This window comes from Paenibacillus peoriae KCTC 3763, from assembly GCF_000236805.1.
Taxonomy (GTDB): Bacteria; Bacillota; Bacilli; order Paenibacillales; family Paenibacillaceae; genus Paenibacillus; species Paenibacillus peoriae.
Genome location: NZ_AGFX01000048.1, coordinates 67,180 through 87,309, shown reverse-complemented (window position 1 = coordinate 87,309; position 20,130 = coordinate 67,180). Strand labels below are relative to the sequence as shown.

15 protein-coding genes are annotated in these 20,130 nt (G+C 49.4%); all 15 read left to right on the top strand.

What is annotated here, in order from left to right; genetic code table 11:
• Positions 1 to 436 precede the first annotated feature (436 nt).
• The 15 genes from gltB (at position 437) to KQI_RS0125940 (ending at position 20,117) form a co-directional block, all read left to right on the top strand.
• Positions 437 to 5,035, top strand: a complete 4,599-nt coding sequence (gene gltB / locus KQI_RS0126010) for a glutamate synthase large subunit (RefSeq protein WP_010349836.1) — start codon at positions 437 to 439, stop codon at positions 5,033 to 5,035.
• Between the two features lie 323 nt (positions 5,036 to 5,358).
• Positions 5,359 to 6,996 (top strand): sensor histidine kinase, encoded by a 1,638-nt coding sequence (locus tag KQI_RS0126005; protein WP_010349835.1) that lies wholly within the window; start codon positions 5,359 to 5,361, stop codon positions 6,994 to 6,996.
• Between the two features lie 116 nt (positions 6,997 to 7,112).
• Positions 7,113 to 7,757, top strand: a complete 645-nt coding sequence (locus tag KQI_RS0126000) for a response regulator (protein WP_010349834.1) — start codon at positions 7,113 to 7,115, stop codon at positions 7,755 to 7,757.
• A gap of 274 nt (positions 7,758 to 8,031) precedes the next feature.
• Positions 8,032 to 8,775: a YveK family protein gene (locus KQI_RS0125995; protein WP_010349833.1), complete on the top strand. Its 744-nt coding sequence runs from the start codon at positions 8,032 to 8,034 to the stop codon at positions 8,773 to 8,775.
• Positions 8,759 to 9,397 carry a CpsD/CapB family tyrosine-protein kinase gene (locus tag KQI_RS0125990; RefSeq protein ID WP_010349831.1) on the top strand — a complete coding sequence of 213 codons (639 nt, stop codon included), beginning with the start codon at positions 8,759 to 8,761 and terminating at the stop codon, positions 9,395 to 9,397. Before KQI_RS0125995 ends, KQI_RS0125990 begins: the two co-directional genes overlap by 17 nt.
• 42 nt (positions 9,398 to 9,439) lie before the next feature.
• Positions 9,440 to 10,330 carry a UTP--glucose-1-phosphate uridylyltransferase GalU gene (gene galU, locus KQI_RS0125985; protein ID WP_010349830.1) on the top strand — a complete coding sequence of 297 codons (891 nt, stop codon included), beginning with the start codon at positions 9,440 to 9,442 and terminating at the stop codon, positions 10,328 to 10,330.
• Positions 10,331 to 10,346: 16 nt separating this feature from the next.
• Positions 10,347 to 11,045, top strand: coding sequence for a sugar transferase (locus tag KQI_RS0125980; RefSeq protein ID WP_010349829.1), 699 nt, complete (start codon positions 10,347 to 10,349; stop codon positions 11,043 to 11,045).
• Positions 11,045 to 11,980, top strand: coding sequence for a glycosyltransferase (locus KQI_RS0125975; RefSeq protein WP_010349828.1), 936 nt, complete (start codon positions 11,045 to 11,047; stop codon positions 11,978 to 11,980). Before KQI_RS0125980 ends, KQI_RS0125975 begins: the two co-directional genes overlap by 1 nt.
• A gap of 10 nt (positions 11,981 to 11,990) precedes the next feature.
• Positions 11,991 to 13,328: an O-antigen ligase family protein gene (locus tag KQI_RS0125970; protein ID WP_010349827.1), complete on the top strand. Its 1,338-nt coding sequence runs from the start codon at positions 11,991 to 11,993 to the stop codon at positions 13,326 to 13,328.
• Positions 13,329 to 13,332: 4 nt separating this feature from the next.
• Positions 13,333 to 14,103, top strand: coding sequence for a WecB/TagA/CpsF family glycosyltransferase (locus KQI_RS0125965; protein WP_010349826.1), 771 nt, complete (start codon positions 13,333 to 13,335; stop codon positions 14,101 to 14,103).
• A 5-nt stretch (positions 14,104 to 14,108) separates the two neighbouring features.
• Positions 14,109 to 15,551 (top strand): O-antigen ligase family protein, encoded by a 1,443-nt coding sequence (locus tag KQI_RS0125960; protein ID WP_010349825.1) that lies wholly within the window; start codon positions 14,109 to 14,111, stop codon positions 15,549 to 15,551.
• Positions 15,552 to 15,556: 5 nt separating this feature from the next.
• A complete protein-coding gene (locus KQI_RS0125955; RefSeq protein WP_010349824.1) occupies positions 15,557 to 16,936 on the top strand; it encodes a lipopolysaccharide biosynthesis protein in 1,380 nt (459 codons plus the stop codon).
• A gap of 22 nt (positions 16,937 to 16,958) precedes the next feature.
• A complete protein-coding gene (locus KQI_RS0125950) occupies positions 16,959 to 17,798 on the top strand; it encodes a glycosyltransferase family 2 protein (protein ID WP_010349823.1) in 840 nt (279 codons plus the stop codon).
• Positions 17,785 to 18,972, top strand: a complete 1,188-nt coding sequence (locus KQI_RS0125945; RefSeq protein WP_010349821.1) for a glycosyltransferase family 4 protein — start codon at positions 17,785 to 17,787, stop codon at positions 18,970 to 18,972. Before KQI_RS0125950 ends, KQI_RS0125945 begins: the two co-directional genes overlap by 14 nt.
• Positions 18,969 to 20,117 carry a glycosyltransferase family 4 protein gene (locus KQI_RS0125940; protein ID WP_029390349.1) on the top strand — a complete coding sequence of 383 codons (1,149 nt, stop codon included), beginning with the start codon at positions 18,969 to 18,971 and terminating at the stop codon, positions 20,115 to 20,117. The genes KQI_RS0125945 and KQI_RS0125940 overlap by 4 nt, the downstream gene beginning before the upstream one ends.
• Positions 20,118 to 20,130 lie beyond the last annotated feature (13 nt).

Below are 20,130 nucleotides of genomic sequence, written 5' to 3'. Positions count from 1 at the left end.
CCTGATCGTCAGCACCTCTATTGGATATGCTTTGTCAGCCTTTTCTGTTCCTTGCGGGAACGGGAGAGGCTGTTTTTTTGAATGCATATTTATACATAAAAATGATAACTTTTTACATTGATACGTTGATGCTGTAATGTAAAAGATTTATTATCGCAATTATAAAAACTTTGAATTGCTAACATGGTAGGTCGATGATAAAATGATAGAACTAATTAGATTCATCAGTGGAATCGACGTATTTTTCAAGTCAAGCCATTGCATAATTATTGAAAAACATGCGCATTCGGCGGACCGTACCGCCTTGAATACGTCATACGTTTTGTCCCCCATTCCTCGTAGTTTGTTCTTTGATTTACCTCTTGTTGCCACTGTCTTCTATTCGGCCGCCTGTATTTCAGGCCAGCATGACTTTATAACAGAAAGGTTGCGTTCCATGAGACAGACAGGTTTACCACCCAAACAGGGACTATATGATCCCCAATTCGAAAAAGACGCCTGCGGCATGGGCTTTGTTGCCCACATCAAGGGAAAACCATCACACGATATTGTAAGTCAGGCTTTGACCATGCTCGTCAATATGGAGCATCGGGGCGGTCAGGGAAGTGAACCAAACTCCGGTGACGGAGCGGGGATTATGATTCAGGTGCCCCATCTGTTTTTTCAAGAGGAAGCGGAGCGCTTGGGCTTCAAGCTGCCAAAGGCCGGATATTACGGCGTAGGCATGCTTTTTGTATCCAATGATCCAAAGATCCGTGAGGCACATGAGCAGAAGCTGAGAGAGATCATCGTGGACGAAGGCCAAAATTGTTTGGGCTTCCGCGATGTACCAACTTATGACGAAATGCTGGGCAAATCGGCAAAAGCGGCTAAACCGGGCGTGCGTCAGGTGTTCATCGGCCGCAGTAGCGATTTGAAGGAAGAGCTGGACTTTGAACGGAAGCTGTATATCATTCGCAAGCGTGCAGAGCTTGCTATTCGTTATAGCCAAGAGGAGCAGCACGGCGAATCGTTCTATATTCCGAGCTTGTCATGCCGCAAGGTTGTATACAAGGGAATGCTGACAACCGAGCAGGTGGGCAAATTTTATTTGGATTTGCAGGATGAGCGGGTGACATCGGCGATTGCGCTGATCCATTCCCGTTTCAGTACGAATACCTTCCCGAGCTGGGATCGTGCGCATCCTTACCGTTTTATGATTCACAACGGTGAAATTAACACCATGCGCGGCAATGTGAACTGGATGCATGCGCGTCAGGCACAGTTTGAAAGTGAAGCGTTTGGCGAAGATATCGCGAAGGTAAAACCAGTCATTAACCCGGATGGTTCAGATACAGCCATGTTTGATAATACGCTGGAGTTTTTGTATCTGAGCGGACGTTCCTTGCCTCATGTAGCTATGATGATGGTGCCGGAGCCTTGGAACAAACATGAGACGATGGACCCGAAAAAACGGGCATTTTATGAATACCACAGTACCATGATGGAGCCGTGGGACGGACCGGCAGCGATGGCGTTTACGGACGGTATCCAAATCGGGGCGATTCTGGACCGTAACGGCCTGCGTCCTGCACGTTACTATGTGACCAAAGATGATCTGATCGCACTGTCTTCAGAGGCGGGTGTGCTGGATATCGCCCCTGAAAATGTGCTGTACAAGGATCGTCTTCGTCCGGGCCGGATGCTGCTGGTGGATACCCAGGAAGGGCGCATCATTTCTGACGAAGAGTTGAAAGAACGTATCGCTTCCGAGGAGCCTTATCAGCAATGGCTGGATGAGCATTTGATTGATCTGGAGGAACTGCCAGAGGCATTGGAGCAGCCGGAGCCGAAGCACGAAAATGTTAACCAGCTTCAGCTGGCATTTGGATATACGTTTGAAGAACTGCGCAAGCTGCTGGAGCCGATGGCGCTCACAGGTGCGGAGCCGATCGGATCGATGGGGTACGATGCTCCACTTGCGGTGCTGTCTGATCGTCCACAACGTTTGTATAACTATTTTAAACAAATGTTCGCACAAGTTACCAATCCGCCGATTGATGCCATTCGTGAAGAGATTGTAACGTCGACGGCAACTACGATTGGACCGGAGCGTAACCTGCTGCATCCTGAGCCGGAAAGCTGTCGTCAGATTCGTTTGGACTCACCGGTGCTGTCCAATGAGGAATTTGCCAAAATTCGCCATGTACACCGTCCGGGCTTCAAGTCGATGACGATTCCGATCTTCTTTGAAGCAAAGGAAGGCGCAGAAGGCTTGCGTAAGGCACTGGAAGGATTGTTTGAAGCGGCTGACCGTGTCATTGACAAGGGGCATAACATCCTCATTCTGTCTGACCGTGGAGTGGATGCAGACAATGCGGCCATTCCGGCGTTGCTGGCTGTTTCCAGCCTGCATCATCATCTGATCAAACAGGGCACACGCACACGTGTAAGCATTTTGCTGGAGTCCGGAGAGCCAAGAGATGTTCACCATTATGCGGTGCTGCTGGGCTACGGTGTGAGTGCGGTTAACCCGTATCTGGCTTTTGAAACGTTGGATGTCATGATTCAGCAGGGCTTGCTGCGCGGCATTTCGCACGAAAAAGCAGTTAAAAATTATATTAAGGCAGCCACCAAGGGTGTCGTAAAAATATTGTCCAAAATGGGAATTTCCACGATTCAATCCTACCGTGGAGCCCAAATTTTCGAGGCTGTAGGTCTGAAGCAGGATTTTGTTGATCGTTACTTTACCTGGACGCCTTCCCGCATTGGCGGCATTGGTCTGGAGGAAGTGACAGTGGAAGCGCTGGCCCACCACAACCGCGCTTTTACCGACAAGGACGGCAACGACAAGGTGCTGGATTCGGGCGGCGAATACCAATGGCGTAACGACGGGGAAGAGCATTTGTTTAACCCGCAAACGGTACATTTGCTCCAGCAGTCGGTTCGTTCGGGAGACTACGAGCTTTACAGGAAATACGCCAAACTGGTGCAGGGTGAATCTGAGCAGTATTTGACGATCCGCTCCATGCTTCAACTGAAGCCTGTCGGTGAGCCTGTGCCGCTGGATGAAGTGGAATCTGCTGCTTCCATTATGCGTCGTTTTAAAACAGGAGCTATGTCTTTTGGCTCCATTAGCCAGGAAGCCCATGAAGATATGGCGATTGCAATGAACCGTATCGGTGGCAAGAGCAACACGGGTGAAGGCGGGGAGAACCCTGCACGTTTCATACCGGATGCTAATGGTGATTCTCGTCGTAGTTCGATCAAGCAGGTAGCATCTGGCCGATTTGGTGTAACGTCGAATTATCTGGTGAATGCCGACGAAATTCAGATCAAAATGGCACAAGGCGCGAAGCCGGGCGAGGGCGGACAGTTGCCGGGACGCAAAGTGTATCCTTGGGTCGCTGAAGTACGCGGTTCTACACCAGGTGTAGGCTTGATTTCGCCACCGCCGCATCACGATATTTATTCGATCGAGGATTTGGCAGAGCTGATCTACGATCTCAAAAACGCCAACCCGCGTGCTGACATTAACGTGAAGCTGGTGTCAGAGGCAGGCGTAGGCACGATTGCTACAGGGGTAGCGAAAGGCCGTGCTGACATTATTCTGGTCAGCGGCTATGACGGCGGTACAGGTGCTTCTCCGCAAGGCTCCATCCGTCATGCGGGTATGCCTTGGGAGCTGGGGCTGGCCGAGACGCATCAGACGCTGATGCTGAATAACCTGCGCGACCGCGTGGTGCTGGAGACAGACGGCAAGATGCTGTCTGGCCGCGATTTGGTGGTAGCTGCCCTGCTGGGTGCAGAAGAATATGGCTTTTCCACAGCGCCACTCGTGGCATTGGGCTGTATTATGATGCGGGTATGCCAAATGGATACATGTCCGGTTGGTGTGGCTACGCAGAATCCGGAGCTGCGCAAAAATTATATGGGTGATCCTGCCCATGTGGTGAATTTTATGCGCTTTATCGCAGAAGATGTCCGTGAAATTATGGCGGAGCTGGGCTTCCGCACCATTCAGGAAATGATCGGACGTACAGATTGTCTGGATACCGTAAACGCCGATTCGCACTGGAAGAAGCAGGGCGTAGACCTGAGCTTGCTGCTGCATGTTCCTGAGCTGGAAGACGGAAGCGTGCGTTACCGTGTACAACGCCAAAATCATGGTCTGGAAGAAACGCTCGATATGCAGAAGCTCGTACCGATGGCTACGGAGGCGCTGGCGAACGGAACGCCTGTAGAGGGAACCCTGCCTATAACGAACGTGAATCGGGCAGTAGGTACAATTCTGGGCAGCGAGGTTACTCGTAAGTATGGCGCAGCAGGTCTGCCTGAAGATACCATTCGCTTTAACTTCGTTGGATCGGCAGGTCAGAGCTTCGGGGCATTTATTCCGAAAGGTATTACGCTAAGTGTGGAAGGCGACAGCAATGACTATGTCGGTAAAGGGCTATCTGGTGGTAAGGTCATTGTGAGAAAATCTCACAAAGCGACCTTTAAGGCAGAAGAGAACATTATTATTGGAAATACAGCTTTGTATGGAGCGACCAGCGGGGAAGCTTATATTAGCGGAATTGCTGGAGAGCGCTTTGCCGTACGGAATTCCGGGGCACGTATTGTTGTTGAGGGTGTCGGCGATCATGGCTGCGAATATATGACGGGCGGACGTGTAGTTGTACTGGGCGGAACCGGACGGAATTTTGGAGCCGGAATGTCTGGAGGGATTGCATATGTCTATGATCCTGAGGGAACGTTCCTGAACCGTTGTAATCTGGAAATGGTGTTGCTGGAGGAAGTGGAGGACCCTGCGGAAGCAGCGGAGCTGCGCGGCTTGATTCAGCGCCATGTCACTTATACGGGCAGTGAAGCGGGACAACGTATTTTGGATGACTGGCAGACTGCGGTCCAGCAGTTTGTTCGGGTGATTCCAAAGGACTACAAGCGTATGATGGAACAGATACAAAAAGAAGAGGCCACTGGTCTGAGCGGGGATGAAGCCCTGCTGGCAGCATTTGAAGCCAATATGCGTGAATTGGCACGTGCTGGAGGCTAATGCAGACCCATCCAGTTTACTAAAAAAAGGACTTGCTGAATACCGCTGTTACAATCACGGTGGTACCAGCAAGTTCCTTTTTTAGTTTGGTTGGAAATGTGATTTATGCCCTTGACAAGCGTTATAAACTCTGACATTACCCCGAAAATGTTTTCCTGAAACGGTAGATATGTTATAAAAAGTACCAAATTTTTTTGAATGTAACCGTTTACGTTAGAGTTTATGTCTTGTTATTTATTTTTGGATTGGTTATGATTTTTTTATAGTGCACAAGCAAACCTAATATGCCCATCGTCCCTCAAAACACAGAATAGGGTGACAGGATGAAGTTGAAGAAGTCAGCAGAAGACAAAATGATTTTTTTGTACCGTTATGTATCACTATCTTTAACGTCACTTGTTTTTCTGTTCGAACAATCTAGATTAATCGTGTGGCAGAAGCTATTATTGATTGTGTTTCTATTTTTATCAGTTACAGTATTTACTTGGATTTACCGAAAGTACAGACTTCATGATATGGTATTGAAATGCAGTATTGCGTTAGAAACCGCAGGGATCATCTTGTTGCTGTTCCCGACGGGAGGGATGGATAGTCCGTTCAAATGGAATGTCATTACCCCTATGCTGGTGGCTGGTGCCCACCTATCTATGAGGTACAGTTGGACCCTCCTTCTTTCTTATATCGGCTTGGTACTCACATTTTGTTATATCTTTTTTACACCAGGTCAATATTTTTTATGGGATCTTGTACTGCAGAATATCAATTTGTTTTTGGTACTGATCGTAACCACTATGGCCATGCAGGTCATCGGAGTCATGAAAGACGAACTGAAGGTGGCAAAGGAACAAGCCAACGAGACGATGGATCATATCAAGTCGATTTACCACATCATGGAGACGACCAGTCACAATGAGGCGTTGAATCTGGGGCAGGTGATCTCGGATTATACCGTTAAGCTGACGAAGCAGAGCCGTGCATTTTTCTGGCTGGATAGTCAGGAGGAGGATGCGCCGGAAAGCAGTCAGACAGGCTGGACGGTAGAGGAAGAGGAGCAGCTGTTCGAGGTGCTGGGGAATTATCGGGAGGAATTCAGGGAAGAGCGCGAGCCATTTTTCAAGCACCTGCCGGAGTGGGGGGATTTTCTGATGCTCACAGTACCGATGACGACCCGTTTTGTGGCGACGATCGGTCTCCAACTGGGTCCGGATCAAAGTCTGACAGGAAGACGCTGGCTTGTGCAGCAACTGATTTTCTTGTCCGAGCTGAGTGCTGTGTTTCTGGAGCGCTACGAGCTGGAGCGTATTGAAAATCAGTTGATTGTAAGGAACGAGCAAAATCGGATTGCGAATGAGATGCATGATAATGTGTCACAAAGTCTGTTTGGCATTGTGTACGCAACGCATTCTCTCCGGCAAACCTGGTGTCATCAGCCTAAGGGACAGGTGGAGGAGCAAATCGAGCTGATTCAGCAATCTGCCAATCAAGCGGTCAGGGAGCTGAAAGGGGCAATTCATAGCCTAAGCTCGAAAAAAAGCGGAGGCTCAACTTGGTTAGGGACGGTGAAAAGCCATCTGCATACGCTCTCCAGGCTGAACCATATACAAATTGACTTTGATATTCATGGTGATCATTATTCTCTTCCGTACTTGTACCAAAAGGCTTTGTTCCGCATCATTTCCGAAGCAGCGGGGAACGCAATCCGGCATGGATTGGCCAAACGAATTGATGTGAAGTTAAAATTGACACCCCAAGTGATTAGACTGTCTATTCATGACGACGGAGTAGGGTTTGAGACGGCAAGAATGGTAGCAGGAGGTGAGGTGGTCAGTGCAGGCGGAGGCCTGGGCATGATGAATATGGAATATTTAGCTCAATCGATGGGAGGCGAATTTGATATTTCTAGTCGAATCGGGGAGGGAACACAAATCCGATTGTCCATTCCGGTAAATGCTTATGAATAGGGATTGTGCATAATCCTTAAATAAGATGTGTGAACATCCTGCAATACAAAATCTGCGGTAACAATCGGATACATAGGGATTGTGCAAATCCTGAATTGTAGACAGGAGGCCGAATCATGAAAATTGTCATTGTCGATGATCATCCTTTAGTACGGAAAGGACTTGCTGCGGTTATATCCATGCAGCCCAATGTTCAGTTTGCGGGAGAGGCCCAGAATCAACAGGAAGCACTTGTAGTGATCGAGGAAACCGATCCGGACTTGGTGCTGCTGGATTTGAAGCTAGCGGACGAATCAGGTCTGGATATTATCAAGGTCGCGCGCGGGCGCGGGTTCAGAAGCAAATTTATCTTGCTGACCTCTTCTGCAACACGTGAAGATTTTCTGAAAGCGGAGGAAGCTTCCGTGGACGGCTATGTACTTAAGGAGGCTTTGCCTGAGGAACTAATTTACGCGATTCACCTGGTCAACAAAGGACGCAAATATTATGATCCGGCTATTCTCGAAAACAAGCTGCGCGAGGATGCTGGCAATCTGACGGACGACTTGACACCGAAGGAAAAGGAAGTGTTGGTCGAACTGGGACAGGGCGCCTGCAACCGCGAAATTGCATCCCGGTTATTTATCAGTGAGTTTACTGTAAAAAAACATGTCAGTCAGATTCTAGCCAAGCTGCGGCTGGCAGATCGTACGCAGGCAGCGTTGTATGCCAATGCCATTGGTTTGGCGAAGTATGAGCCAACCAATATGGTGATGCGCTGAACACCATAAGCTGCGCTGCATTTCTGTGTGCGAATGTCGGAAAAGCCCCAAAATCACCAAATCCGGTGGTTTTGGGGCTTTTTTTTGAGTTTTTTTTCTGTAATCGAAAGGTATGGTACAAAAGTATACCATGCCGTAGCCAAAAGTATACAATCCCCTTCCCCTGTAGTGAGGGAGAAAGTGCCATTCGGTTCCATGCCGTTCACAGAGCCAATTGTTACAATAAAGTCATACTTAAAATAAGAAGAGAAATGGTATAGGAGGGAGGATTTTTGTGGAGAAAACCATTTTGGATTATCTGGTCCTGATCAAAAAAAGATTGTGGCTGATTGCGATTTTTGTCATCCTCTCATGCGTGACGACTTACATTGTGAGCAACATTGTCGTAAAGCCAGTCTATTCTGCTTCAAGCCAACTGCTGGTTAATCATATTTCCGGCAAGCAGGGAAGCAACAATCTGAACGACGTCAACACAAGTCTTAATTTGGTGGAAAGCTACAAGCAAATTCTCACTTCACCTAAAATTATGGAGGCTGTTGTAACGACTCATCCTGAGTTCGGTTTGACACAGGAAAAGCTGGCAGAAAAGCTCCAGATTAAATCCTCGGATAAAAGTCAGGTTATCGGCTTGACGTTTGAGGCAGGCAGCTATCCACAGGCCGCAGCAGTTGTCAACGCGGTAGCCCAGAAATTCGTGCAGACGGTTCCTGGATTGATGGAATTGAATAATGTGAAAATTTTGAATGAAGCGGACCCACAGGCCAATCCTGACCCGATAAATGGAAATCCGCTCATGAATATTGCGATTAGTTTGCTCGTATCACTGATGATTGCGCTGGGCACGATTGTATTCCTGGAAAGCATTAACGGTACCCTGCGGTCGGAAAAAGAGGCAGAGGCAGATATCGGCCTTCCGGTGATTGCATCTATACCGGTCATCCGCAAGAAGGACACCGACGGGGCCACCGGAAATTCTAAAGAACGGGTAGGGGAGCGTAAATATGCAGCGATTGAATGAGATGTTGATTACAGAAAGCAACCCTTCATCGTATATCTCCGAATCATTTCGTTCCCTCCGTACATACATCCGGCAGCAGGTGATTGGGGACAAGGACCGCGGAACGGTTCTACTGCTGACCTCGCCGGAAAGCGGAGCGGGCAAAACAACCCTGCTCGCCAATATCGGAGTCACTTTTGCACAAGAAGGCAAGAAAGTGGCTTTGGTGGATTGCAATCTGCATAAACCGGCGTTGCACGAGATGTTCGGAATGGAGAATACCGGAGGTTTATCGGCTTATTTGCGCGGCGGCGCTTCTTCCAAAGCCATCGTTAGGCATGGTGGACTGGAGCTATCGATTGTTCCCGGTGGAGACACCCTGTATAACGCAGCAGATCTGCTGGGGAGCGAACGCATGACAGATCTGCTGGAAGAGCTTAAACGTGAATACGATATTATCCTGCTCGATTCGGCTCCGGCGCTGAACTACACGGATGCCCGCCTGGTCGCAGGCTTGACGGATGGTGTGATTCTCGTCGCTAAACACGGTCGAACCAAACGTGATGATCTACGCAAAACAAAGCAACTCATGGAGCAGGCGAGTGCGACACTGGTTGGAATTGTGATGAATCAGGTGAAGTAAGCAACACCAAAATTCGATGAAGCAAGGAGAATGAGTGCGATGATGAAGAGAGTGAAAAAAGCCATTATTCCAGCAGCGGGGTTGGGTACACGCTTCCTCCCTGCAACAAAAGCGATGCCGAAGGAAATGCTTCCGATTATCAATAAGCCCACGATTCAATATATCGTTGAAGAAGCGATTGCTTCTGGTATTGAGGACATTATTATTGTTACGGGTAAAGGCAAACGTGCTATTGAGGATCACTTCGACAACGCTTTTGAGCTGGAATCGAAGCTGCTGGAGGACGGCAAGCTGAAGCTTCTGGAGGAAGTACAGCGCTCTTCGGGAGTGGAAATTCACTACATTCGCCAGAAAGAACCTAAAGGTCTTGGACATGCGGTATGGTGCGCAAGACGTTTTATCGGGGACGAGCCGTTCGGTGTATTGCTGGGCGATGATATTGTAACAGGTCAGAAGCCTTGCCTGCGCCAGCTGATGGATCAGTATGAGGAAACACAAAATTCCGTAATCGGTGTACAGCGGGTTCCGATGGAATTCACGAACCGTTATGGCATCATTGAACCGGATCAGCAGGATGGACGATTGTACCGAGTGAACAATTTTATAGAAAAACCGGCTCCGGGCACAGCACCATCCGACTTGGCTATTATGGGCCGTTATGTGTTCTCGCCGAAAATTTTTAAATATCTTGATCTTCAGGAAAAAGGAGCTGGCGGTGAAATTCAGTTGACGGATGCCATCCAAAAGCTGAATCAGAGCGAGCGCGTGTACGCTTATGATTTTGAAGGTACACGTTATGACGTAGGTGAGCGCCTCGGATATATTCTGACCACCCTTGAATTTGCACTCGCCAGCGACGATCTGAAGCATCCGGTTATGGAGGCCATGAATGAATGGTTAAAGAAGACCGAAAAAGCAACTACAGCAGGGTGAGAGGGGGTACGTCAGCATGAGCATGGAAAATTTACCAGAGGACGGCGAGGCTGTCATGTCAGGTAAAGCGTTTTACATGCCATACGGAAATACACAAATTCAGAATAAAACGTCTTACCTGGTCACGAAGCGTCTCCTTGATATGCTGCTGTCTTTTGTGGGTTTGATCATCTTGCTTCCGCTTTTTGTGGTGGTGGGGGTGCTGATTAAGCTCGAAGATCCAAAGGGAAGCGTGTTTTTCAAGCAAATTCGGGTGGGCAAGAATGAGAAGTTATTCAACATGTATAAATTCCGTTCGATGGTGTCCAATGCCGAGGAGCTGAAAAAGGACTTGATGAAGCTGAATGAAGTGAGCGGCGCCATGTTCAAAATTAAAAACGACCCTCGGATTACGAAGATCGGCAGCTTTTTGCGCAAGACGAGTATTGATGAGATTCCGCAGCTGTGGAACGTATTGGTCGGGGACATGACTTTAGTGGGTCCTCGCCCCCCGCTGCCCAGCGAGGTCGAGCAATACTCTGATTATGACAAGCAACGCCTGATTGTAACACCGGGATGTACCGGCTACTGGCAAGTGAGCGCACGTAATAGCGTAGGCTTCGATGAAATGGTGCAAATGGATTTGAAGTATATTCATGCTCGCAATACGTGGCTCGATCTTAAAATCATCATGAAAACAGGCGTTAAAATGCTGTTCTCCAAGGATGCTTACTGATGGATGCATTCAAGCGATGTCCCGCAGTGTCCGTCGTTATTTGCACCTATAACCGGGCGGACCTGCTGGAAAAAACGTTAATGTCCCTGTTGGAGCTGGAGGACCTTGCGCTGGCCGAGATCATTGTGGTCGATAACCGATCCACCGATCATACAGCGGCAACGATCAAAAGATTTACGGTTGCACATGGTCAGGATATTCACCTCCGATATCATTATGAGCGCGAACAAGGGTTGTCTGCTGCTCGTAATGCAGGCATTACGTTATCGAGAGCAGAAGTCATTGCTTTTCTGGATGACGATGCGATCCCGTGTGTTACATGGCTGCAAACGATTATGGCGGCCTTCGGGAACAATCCCGAGCTGACGGCAATGGGTGGCAAAATTGAGCCTATGTTTGAGGTGGAACGACCGGGGTGGCTAACAGGACCGCTTGAGCTTCCTTACACGATTATTGATCTGGGGAAAGCGGTCCGCGAATATCCGGTGGGACTGAATCCGTTTGGAGCCAACATGGCTATGCGCAAAACGGCCTTTGCTGCCGTCATGTTCCCGCTTCACTTGGGCAGAAAGGGAGATATCCTTTTGTCTGGTGAAGAGTCGTGGGTATTTGAGCAAATTCGTAAAAATGGTGGGACGATCATGTACCATCCTCACATGGCTGTGAAGCATTTTGTTCCAGCTACACGATTAACGAAGCAATGGATCATGAACCGCTACTACTGTCAGGGCATGTCTAACGCTGCACAGGTCGCAGGCTTGCTCGGCAACGTCATGCTGATGGCAAAGACGGCAGCCAAAGTGTTATACATCACGGTGGATTCCCTGCTGGCACGTACTGAGGGCAGGAGGCTGTTGAACCGATGCAGGTTTGAAAGTATTCGTGGGACGCTGGATACATTGCGCAACCGGAAAAGCGAGTCAGCTGCGGGGTGAAAGATTGAACATGAGTAATTATCCTTGGACTTCCAGAATAAACACCATACAGCATGTTTTTATTTTTCTGCTGGGCGCTCTTGCAGTAGGAGTTGCGGCTACTTATCAGCCTGTAGTCAGTATTGCTGCGGTATGCCTGCTGCTTCTGCTGGTCGTTTCGATCCACCACCCGGAGCGCATCAGCTATGCGGTTTTGCTAAGTACAGCAGTGTCGGTAGATTCCCTGTATCAGGGCGGTGTGTTTGGCATTGAGATTTTGTCATTGTATAAATTAGGCATTTTGGCTCTGCTGGTGCCTTGCATGCTCGTATATGGCATTCGTCTCAAGTTCAGCTATCCGGTCTGGGCGTTGGTAATCATGCTGGGGATTACATTTGGGTTTTCAGCATGGCTGCCTTTGCTGACGACCTCGATTGCAGTGAAGGCGTTCGTCGGATTATCCCTCCCCTTTATTTTCCTATTGATTCAGTGGAAAAAGGATGTGGCGGATAAGCATATCCGGCTGATCAGTTTACTGCCGATCATCAGTGTGATCATTGGATTGGGCCTGCAGACCGTAGGGCTGCATTCGTTTACCGATGTGGAATTTACGGGCGCGGTGAGAATACAAGGAGCGAACATACCGCCGCATCTGGCGATGCTCTCCTTTCTCGGAATTGCCGTCTCTCTGATTGAGATCAAGCGCAAGCCGAAGCAAGCTGCCTTTTATTACACTGTACTGGCATTGAATTTTCTCATCTTGATCGCCACCGGTACACGTGGACCGATTCTGGCATTGCTGTTGATGTTTGCTATGTATCTGTTTGATATTGCCCGTCAGTACCTCAAAGGTAGAGTCAATTATTTGCTACCGCTGGCCGGATCGTTTTTGGTTGCTCTGGGGGCGGTGGCCCTGCAATGGAACAATTTAAAAAAACGCTCCTTCGAGCGGGAGACCGATACAGGCATTGACCTGTCGGGGCGCTCGGAGGCATGGGAATATTTTTTGAACAAAGTACATGATTACCCGTGGTCAGGCAGAGGGCTGGGTGCAGTAACGGTCGCGAACGACGGGACGCTATTCAATGGCTTTGTTGTACCGCATAACGAGTATATACGCTTTTATTTTGACACGGGATATATCGGCTGCGGGCTATTAATGCTTTCATTGCTGGTCGTGTTCGTTCTCATTTACCGGTCGCTTGCCAAATCGATCAAACCTTATTTTGCAAGCTTAATTGCGGGCTTTCTGATCTATTCGTTTTCAGATAACACGTTGTCGACGGTTCAGATGATTATTCCGTTTTGCTGGTATTTGAACACGTTATACCAGACGTCTACCCAAACCGATTTTTGCAAAGAGAAGTGATACGATGAGCAGAGTGAACATGTTCGATGTCAACTTTGATAATTACGATTTTAACGATCTACTCGAATTTATAGATACTTCTATTGTACATCAGCGTCATTCCTACATTTTAACTTGTAATGTCGATCATGTAATCAAGCTTCGCAAGGATGATGAATTCCGCAAGGTATATTCGGACGCAGGAGCTGTAGTGGCCGATGGAATGCCTATCATATGGGCGTCCAAGCTGCTGAAAAAGCCCCTCAAGCAAAAGGTGTCGGGATCAGATTTGTTCACCCGGCTGGGAGAGGCATTTGAGGATCGAGGCTATCGACTGTTTTTTCTGGGTGCGGCTGACGGTATACCGGAGAAGGCCATGCGCAATCTCCAGGAATCGTATCCGAACATGAATGTGGTGGGCTGCTACTCTCCTTCCTACGGCTTTGAGAAAGATGAGGAAGAGAACAGACACATTGTCCGCTTGCTTCAAGAGGCTCGCCCGGACATCGTTTTTGTTGGCGTAGGCGCACCCAAACAGGAAAAATGGATTTACAGATATTATGAGACTTACCGCGCTCCGATTTCGATTGGGGTGGGGGCAACCTTTGATTTTCTGTCTGGTAATGTGAAGAGGGCACCGAGGCTGATGCAGAAGACGGGATTTGAATGGTTTTGGCGGTTGTCTCAGGAGCCCAAACGTTTGTGGAAAAGATATTTGATTGAGGATTCACAGTTTCTTGTGCTGCTGTTTAAGGAAATGTTCAAGCAGGAGCGTATGAAGGGAGGTCAGGGGTGAGAAATATGAGTCGGTTGGCAGATCAGCAGATTTCCATTTGGTTGGGAAATCGGCGTGGAATCGGCATGCTCGGCGTGGGCTTGCTGGCTTGCATGCTGCCACTCGCCATCGGATTTGTCAGCGCCAAGCTGAATCCCACCACGAGCCAGCAGGGAGCCATATTGCTAGCACTCGTTTTTCCAGCCTTCCTGCTGGCAATTTTTCAATCGCGGCTGCTGATTCCTTACACATTGCTGGTATGGGCAGTGGGCCCGGAAATCCGGCGTATTGCAGACTGGCTGGAAGGGACGTATCACTCGGTTTCCTTGTTGAGCTTGGCACCACTACTGGTGAGCAGCATGTTGATTATTCCCGTGCTGCGAGGCATTCATGAGGCGGAAAAACCTCTGACCCGGATTGCTGTGTTCTTTGGCATAGAATTGGGCTACGGAAGTGTCGTCGGATTGTTCAAAAATGGCATTGTTTTTGCTTATGATTTGGCCAACTATGTCATTCCTTTGCTCCTGCTGCCTTATCTTGCAATTAAGCCCATGAAGGCGAAGGAACTGGACCGACTGCTGTATTCATATGCCAATATTGCTGTGCTTGTGGCGATTTACGGCATTATTCAGTATTTGACGGTCCCGCCCTGGGATTCCTTCTGGATGAGTCATGTAGAAATGAATTCCATTGGCATACCGGAGCCGCTTCAAATTAGAGTTTTCTCTTCCATGAACTCGCCCGGTCCCTGCGCTATTTTCCTGGCGATGGCCCTTGTACCGATGCTGATGGAAAAACGGTGGCGCGGCACTTTGGGATGGATTGGCATCCTGCTGACGGTCGTGTGTCTCCTGGTCACGCTGGTACGCTCGGCCTGGCTGATTGCATTCGTCATGTTGCTGGCCTACATTCTCAGTTCATCCTCTAAAGGAAAGTGGAAGACCTTGTTTCAACTTGCTGTCGTCGGTCTTCTTCTCTATATTATTGTTCCCAAACTTCCGGGGGCAGAGGGTCTGGTGGCCCGCATGCAGACATTGACGGATATTCAACAGGATCATTCGTACAATGAGCGCCTGGATTTGCTAAATACGATGCTTCCGGCGATTGCCGGCAATCCGGTCGGACAGGGGATCGGGAGTGTAGGAATTGGAACCAAGCTGGATAACGGCGGCGATCTTGGCGAACTTGGAATTATGGATAATGGCTATATTGCCATTTTCCTCACCTTCGGTATTTTCGGAGCATTCTTTTTCTTCGGTGGCCTGTTCGTTATCATCAAGCGCCTCCTTGTCCGTATTGCCGAGCGAGATTCCACTCAGCCTTATATCAGACTGGCGCTGGCTACGTGGGCTGGAGCTGTAGCCAGTCTGATATCAGATAACGGTTTTCCTGGTATGCGCGGCTATCTGATCTGGATGATGATCGGAATAGGACTGTGGGCGAAAGATGTCATCGCGGAAAGAAGGTAAAGGCTGTGCAAAACTTACAAACATTATCCGCACCTGTCCGGACACTATGGTCTACGGTGATTCGCTTTGCCAAAAGCAAGGATAATAGCTCGGCAGCAGTAAAAACGATGATATTCAGCATGCTGATTCTCGTCGTGAATATGCTGACTGGCGTGCTGACGGCCCGATTCTTGGGTCCTACCGGACGCGGGGAACAGACCGCCATGGTGAACTGGTCCCAGTTTCTCGCTTTCTGCATGAGCTTCGGCGTACCGTCTGCCTTGATCTACAATGCGAAAAAAAAACCGGAGGAAACGGGCAAGCTGTATGGACTCGCCTTGCTACTGGCTGCGATGTTCGGGGGCTTGGCGACACTAGTCGGAGTGTTTCTGATTCCTTATTGGCTGCGCTCCTTTTCCTCATCGGTCATACTGTTTGCGCAATGCTCCATGATGATGTGTCCGCTTATTGCGATTTCACAAATCAATAATGCATTGCTTCAAGTTCGATCGGAATACAAGCAATACAATTTGTTTCGTTATCTTGTACCGCTGAGCACGTTGCTGGGCCTGGTGATCCTGATCCTGACGGGCCATATGAGTCCGTATACCTCAGCACTGGCTTATTTGCTGCCAGGCCTGCCGATTTATATCGGTGTGACGATTCGAATGATTCGGCTATACAAACCCAAGGTAAAGAACAGCTGGACCCAATTCAAAAATCTCTTTACCTACGGTATGGGATCATACGGCAACGATCTGATGGGGCAGGTTTCTACCTATATTGATCAGATTCTGATTGCAGGTCTGCTCAGACCGGCTGATCTCGGTTTATATGCGGTAGCGGTCAGCCTGGCCCGAATGGTGAATGTATTTTCAACCTCGATTATTGTCGTGCTCTTCCCCAAAGCCTCCGGGCTGAATAAGGAGGACGCGGTGGCAATCACGTTTCGGGCATTTCGCGTGACTTCGACGGTAACCGTTCTGGCCGCGATAATGCTGACGCTGATTGCTCCGTTCGTATTTACATTGTTATATGGTCCAGAGTTTAAGCAAGCACTTACGGTATTCCGGTTTCTGGTGCTTGAGGTTGCTATCAGTGGAGGAACCATGGTATTGGCACAACAATTTATGGCACTGGGCAAGCCCAAGCTGGTGACCATTTTACAGGGTGTCGGCTTGGCGCTCGTAATTCCATTGTTGTCCATACTTGTTCCAAAATACGGTTTGACGGGTGCAGGGATAGCGATGCTGTCCTCCGGGATTCTACGGTTCGTTTTCATTTTATGCAATGTTAAATTCGTTCTGAAAATGAAAATTCCAAGACTGGTTATTTCCAAACAAGATTTCCAATGGCTCCGCTCAACGATGGCACACTACATCCGGAAAAAACCAGTTAACGGTTAGATAAAGAAGGAGGCACCCGCTAATGAACCACATGTCTAGCGTTCCCGCGGACAATCGGATATCCGTAGTTATTATCGCTCAGGATGACGGCATCCGCATTTCGGCTGCCATTAAATCCTGCAAGCCCTTTGCGGACGATATCGTCGTCATTGACGGGGGGAGCAAGGACAATACGATTCAGGTAGCTGAATCATTGGGCTGTCGGGTGTTTTCCAACCCGTGGCCGGGCTATGCTAAGCAGCGCATGTTCGGTGTTGACAAAGCGGAATTTGATTGGATTTTCCTGATTGATACGGACGAGGTGGTGGATGCAGAGCTGCTTGGAGATTTACTGAAGGTGAAGGAAACACTCCATGATCCGGCCAGAGCATATTCCGTGTTTCGGATTGGTGATTTTCTCGGCAAATGGATGAACAAAGGCGAATACCTCGTTCGTCTGTACAATCGGCGTATTTATGGCATTACGAACAGTCTTGTTCATGAAATGCCGGATGTAGCTTCTTCCCAGACTGTCAATCTGGACGGGGTGCTATGGCACTACGGCTTCCGCAGCATCAGCGATCATATGACACGTTTTAACAAATATACGGATCTGGAAGCAGAGACGGCATTTAACAAAGGCAAATCCTTTCGGATTACCAGACTGCTGCTGCGGCCTCCTGCCCGCTTCGTTCAGAAGTATTTTGTTCAGGGCTTATACCGTAAAGGGCTGGCAGGATTTGCCGTGGCGGTCTTCTGGGTGATGTATGAGTTTCTCGTCTGCTTCAAGCATTATGAGCTGACCAAGCGGCGAAAAAAGTTAAAGATTGTGGATGACGGACAGACCGATCAGAAAGGAGAAACCAGCTATGTCGTACAATAACGGTTTTCGGATTGCGGCAACGGGGCTTAGCTGGCCGTCCCTGCAGCCAGGGGGGCTAAACACGTATTTCAAATCCATCTGTGAGCAGCTGACGGCAGAGCGCAATACGCTGGATGCTTTGATCTGTACTGACGAGCAGCCGCAGGCGCAAGGCCGTATCCGAATTCATTCGATTGGGAGCAAGCAGCAATCCATTTGGAAGCGTAGAGATCTCATGCAAAAATATGCAGCAGAGCTGTTCGACAAGCAACCGGTGGATGTGCTGTATTCCCATTTTGCCCCCTATGGTGTCGGACCGGCGCTGGAGGCGAAAAAACGCGGGATTCCCGTAGTTACTACCTTCCACGGCCCGTGGACAGAGGAAATGAAGATCGAAGGGCAGGGCCTCAAGCATCTGCTGAAAACGACAATGGCTAAATCCATTGAGATGAAGGCCTATGGTTTGGCAGACAAATTTATAGTGCTGAGCGAGACCTTTCGGGATATTTTGCATGAGTACTATAAGGTTCCGCTTAGCAAAATCCATATCATTCCGGGTGCGGCGAATGTAGAAAGGTTCCATCCGGCAGAGAATCGGGGAGCGGTGCGGGAACGGTTGAATTTGCCACAAAATGCGACGATTGTGCTGACCGTCCGTCGACTTGTTAACCGAATGGGACTGCTGCAGCTGCTCGAAGCATGGCGACGGGTAACCGAGCGTCATCCTGATCATCTGCTGCTGATAGGGGGGAAAGGCCCCTTGATGGAGGAACTGGCTTCCAAGGTGGCTGAATACAACCTTCAGAACCATGTAAGGCTGCTCGGCTATGTGTCGGATGAGGAGCTTCCGCTGTATCATCAGGCTTCAAATCTATTCGTTGTGCCGACACAGGCGCTGGAGGGCTTTGGTCTGATCACGGTGGAGGCGATGGCTTCAGGGCTGCCGGTGTTGGCTACCCCTGTGGGCGGCAACAAGGAGATTTTAAGAGGATTCCGCCCCGGGCTATTGTTCCAGGGAACAGACAGCGGGGCCATTGCTCAGGGGCTGCTGCGTGTGCTGGATCATCCTGAACTCCTTCCGAATGCTGAGGAGTGCCGGGACCATGTGCTGAGCAAATATACGTGGGGACATGTAGCGGAGCAGGTGGAAGATGTGTTCCGGCAGGTCCTTGACAGAAAGGCGGCAGCGAAATGATGAGAGTGGCTTATATCGACCATACGGCAAGATGGAGTGGTGGTGAGGTCGCGTTGTATAACATCCTGACGAATATCGGGGAACATATCGACCCGCTTGTCATTTTGGCGGAGGAGGGCGATCTGGCAGATCGGCTCAGGCAGCGTGATATCGATGTGCGTATCGTTCCACTGGACGATTCGATTCGCAATCGGGGACGGAACGCTGTGAATCTGGGTGCGCCTGCGGCAGCCTATCGACTGCTGGCTTACGGCAGAAAACTTGCGCCCTTGCTCCGCGAGGAAAAGGTCGTGTGTGTTCACACCAATTCGCTCAAGTCCGCGCTGTATGGTGCAGTAGCTGCCAAGTCGGCAAAGCTTCCCTTGATCTGGCACATCCGTGACCACATTGGTCCACCTTATCTAAAGCCGATCGTAGCCAAAGGCATCCGGCTGATGTCGCGTTTTTTGCCCAATGGGGTCATTGCCAATTCCAAATCCACGCTGAGTGCGCTGGAGCTGCCCCCGGACAAAAAGACGCTCGTCGTCTACTCCGCTTTTGCCAAAGCTATCACGGCTCGTGATGCGTCTGCAAATCCACGGAGCGATGACTCGTTTAACGTCGTACTGGTCGGCAGACTGGCGGAATGGAAGGGACAGCATATTTTGCTGGAAGCAGCCCGCTCCTTTTTACCGGATAAGCGAGTTAAATTCTGGCTGGCCGGAGATGCCCTGTTCGGTGAAGAGGAATATAAAAGCCGTTTGGAATCCACGATGCGCGAATACGGGCTGGATAACGTCAAGCTGCTGGGACATGTCGATGACATTCAAGGCTTGATGCAGCGCTGTGATTTGCTGATCCACACCTCTATTACACCGGAACCATTCGGTCAGGTCATTATTGAGGGCATGGCCGCAGGTCTGCCAGTGATTGCCTCAAATGAGGGTGGACCCAAGGAAACCGTGGTGCCGGGCGAAACCGGGCTTCTCATTGAACCGGGCGACCCAGCCAAGCTGGAGACGGCCATCCGCTGGATGCTGGAGCATCCACAGGAGCGTCAGCAGATGGGTGAGAAAGGGATGGAACGAGTCAAGCAGCATTTTGTCATCGAGAACACGGTTAAGGATATAGTTCATTACTATAAGGGTTTGTTGGCAGGAGTCTGACCGACATTCGCGT

Coding starts and splice junctions, on each gene's coding strand:
- gltB (WP_010349836.1), top strand. CDS start 437: ATGAGACAGACAGGTTTACCACCCAAACAGGGACTATATGATCCCCAA.
- KQI_RS0126005 (WP_010349835.1), top strand. CDS start 5,359: ATGAAGTTGAAGAAGTCAGCAGAAGACAAAATGATTTTTTTGTACCGT.
- KQI_RS0126000 (WP_010349834.1), top strand. CDS start 7,113: ATGAAAATTGTCATTGTCGATGATCATCCTTTAGTACGGAAAGGACTT.
- KQI_RS0125990 (WP_010349831.1), top strand. CDS start 8,759: ATGCAGCGATTGAATGAGATGTTGATTACAGAAAGCAACCCTTCATCG.
- galU (WP_010349830.1), top strand. CDS start 9,440: ATGAAGAGAGTGAAAAAAGCCATTATTCCAGCAGCGGGGTTGGGTACA.
- KQI_RS0125980 (WP_010349829.1), top strand. CDS start 10,347: ATGAGCATGGAAAATTTACCAGAGGACGGCGAGGCTGTCATGTCAGGT.
- KQI_RS0125975 (WP_010349828.1), top strand. CDS start 11,045: ATGGATGCATTCAAGCGATGTCCCGCAGTGTCCGTCGTTATTTGCACC.
- KQI_RS0125970 (WP_010349827.1), top strand. CDS start 11,991: ATGAGTAATTATCCTTGGACTTCCAGAATAAACACCATACAGCATGTT.
- KQI_RS0125965 (WP_010349826.1), top strand. CDS start 13,333: ATGAGCAGAGTGAACATGTTCGATGTCAACTTTGATAATTACGATTTT.
- KQI_RS0125960 (WP_010349825.1), top strand. CDS start 14,109: ATGAGTCGGTTGGCAGATCAGCAGATTTCCATTTGGTTGGGAAATCGG.
- KQI_RS0125950 (WP_010349823.1), top strand. CDS start 16,959: ATGAACCACATGTCTAGCGTTCCCGCGGACAATCGGATATCCGTAGTT.
- KQI_RS0125945 (WP_010349821.1), top strand. CDS start 17,785: ATGTCGTACAATAACGGTTTTCGGATTGCGGCAACGGGGCTTAGCTGG.
- KQI_RS0125940 (WP_029390349.1), top strand. CDS start 18,969: ATGATGAGAGTGGCTTATATCGACCATACGGCAAGATGGAGTGGTGGT.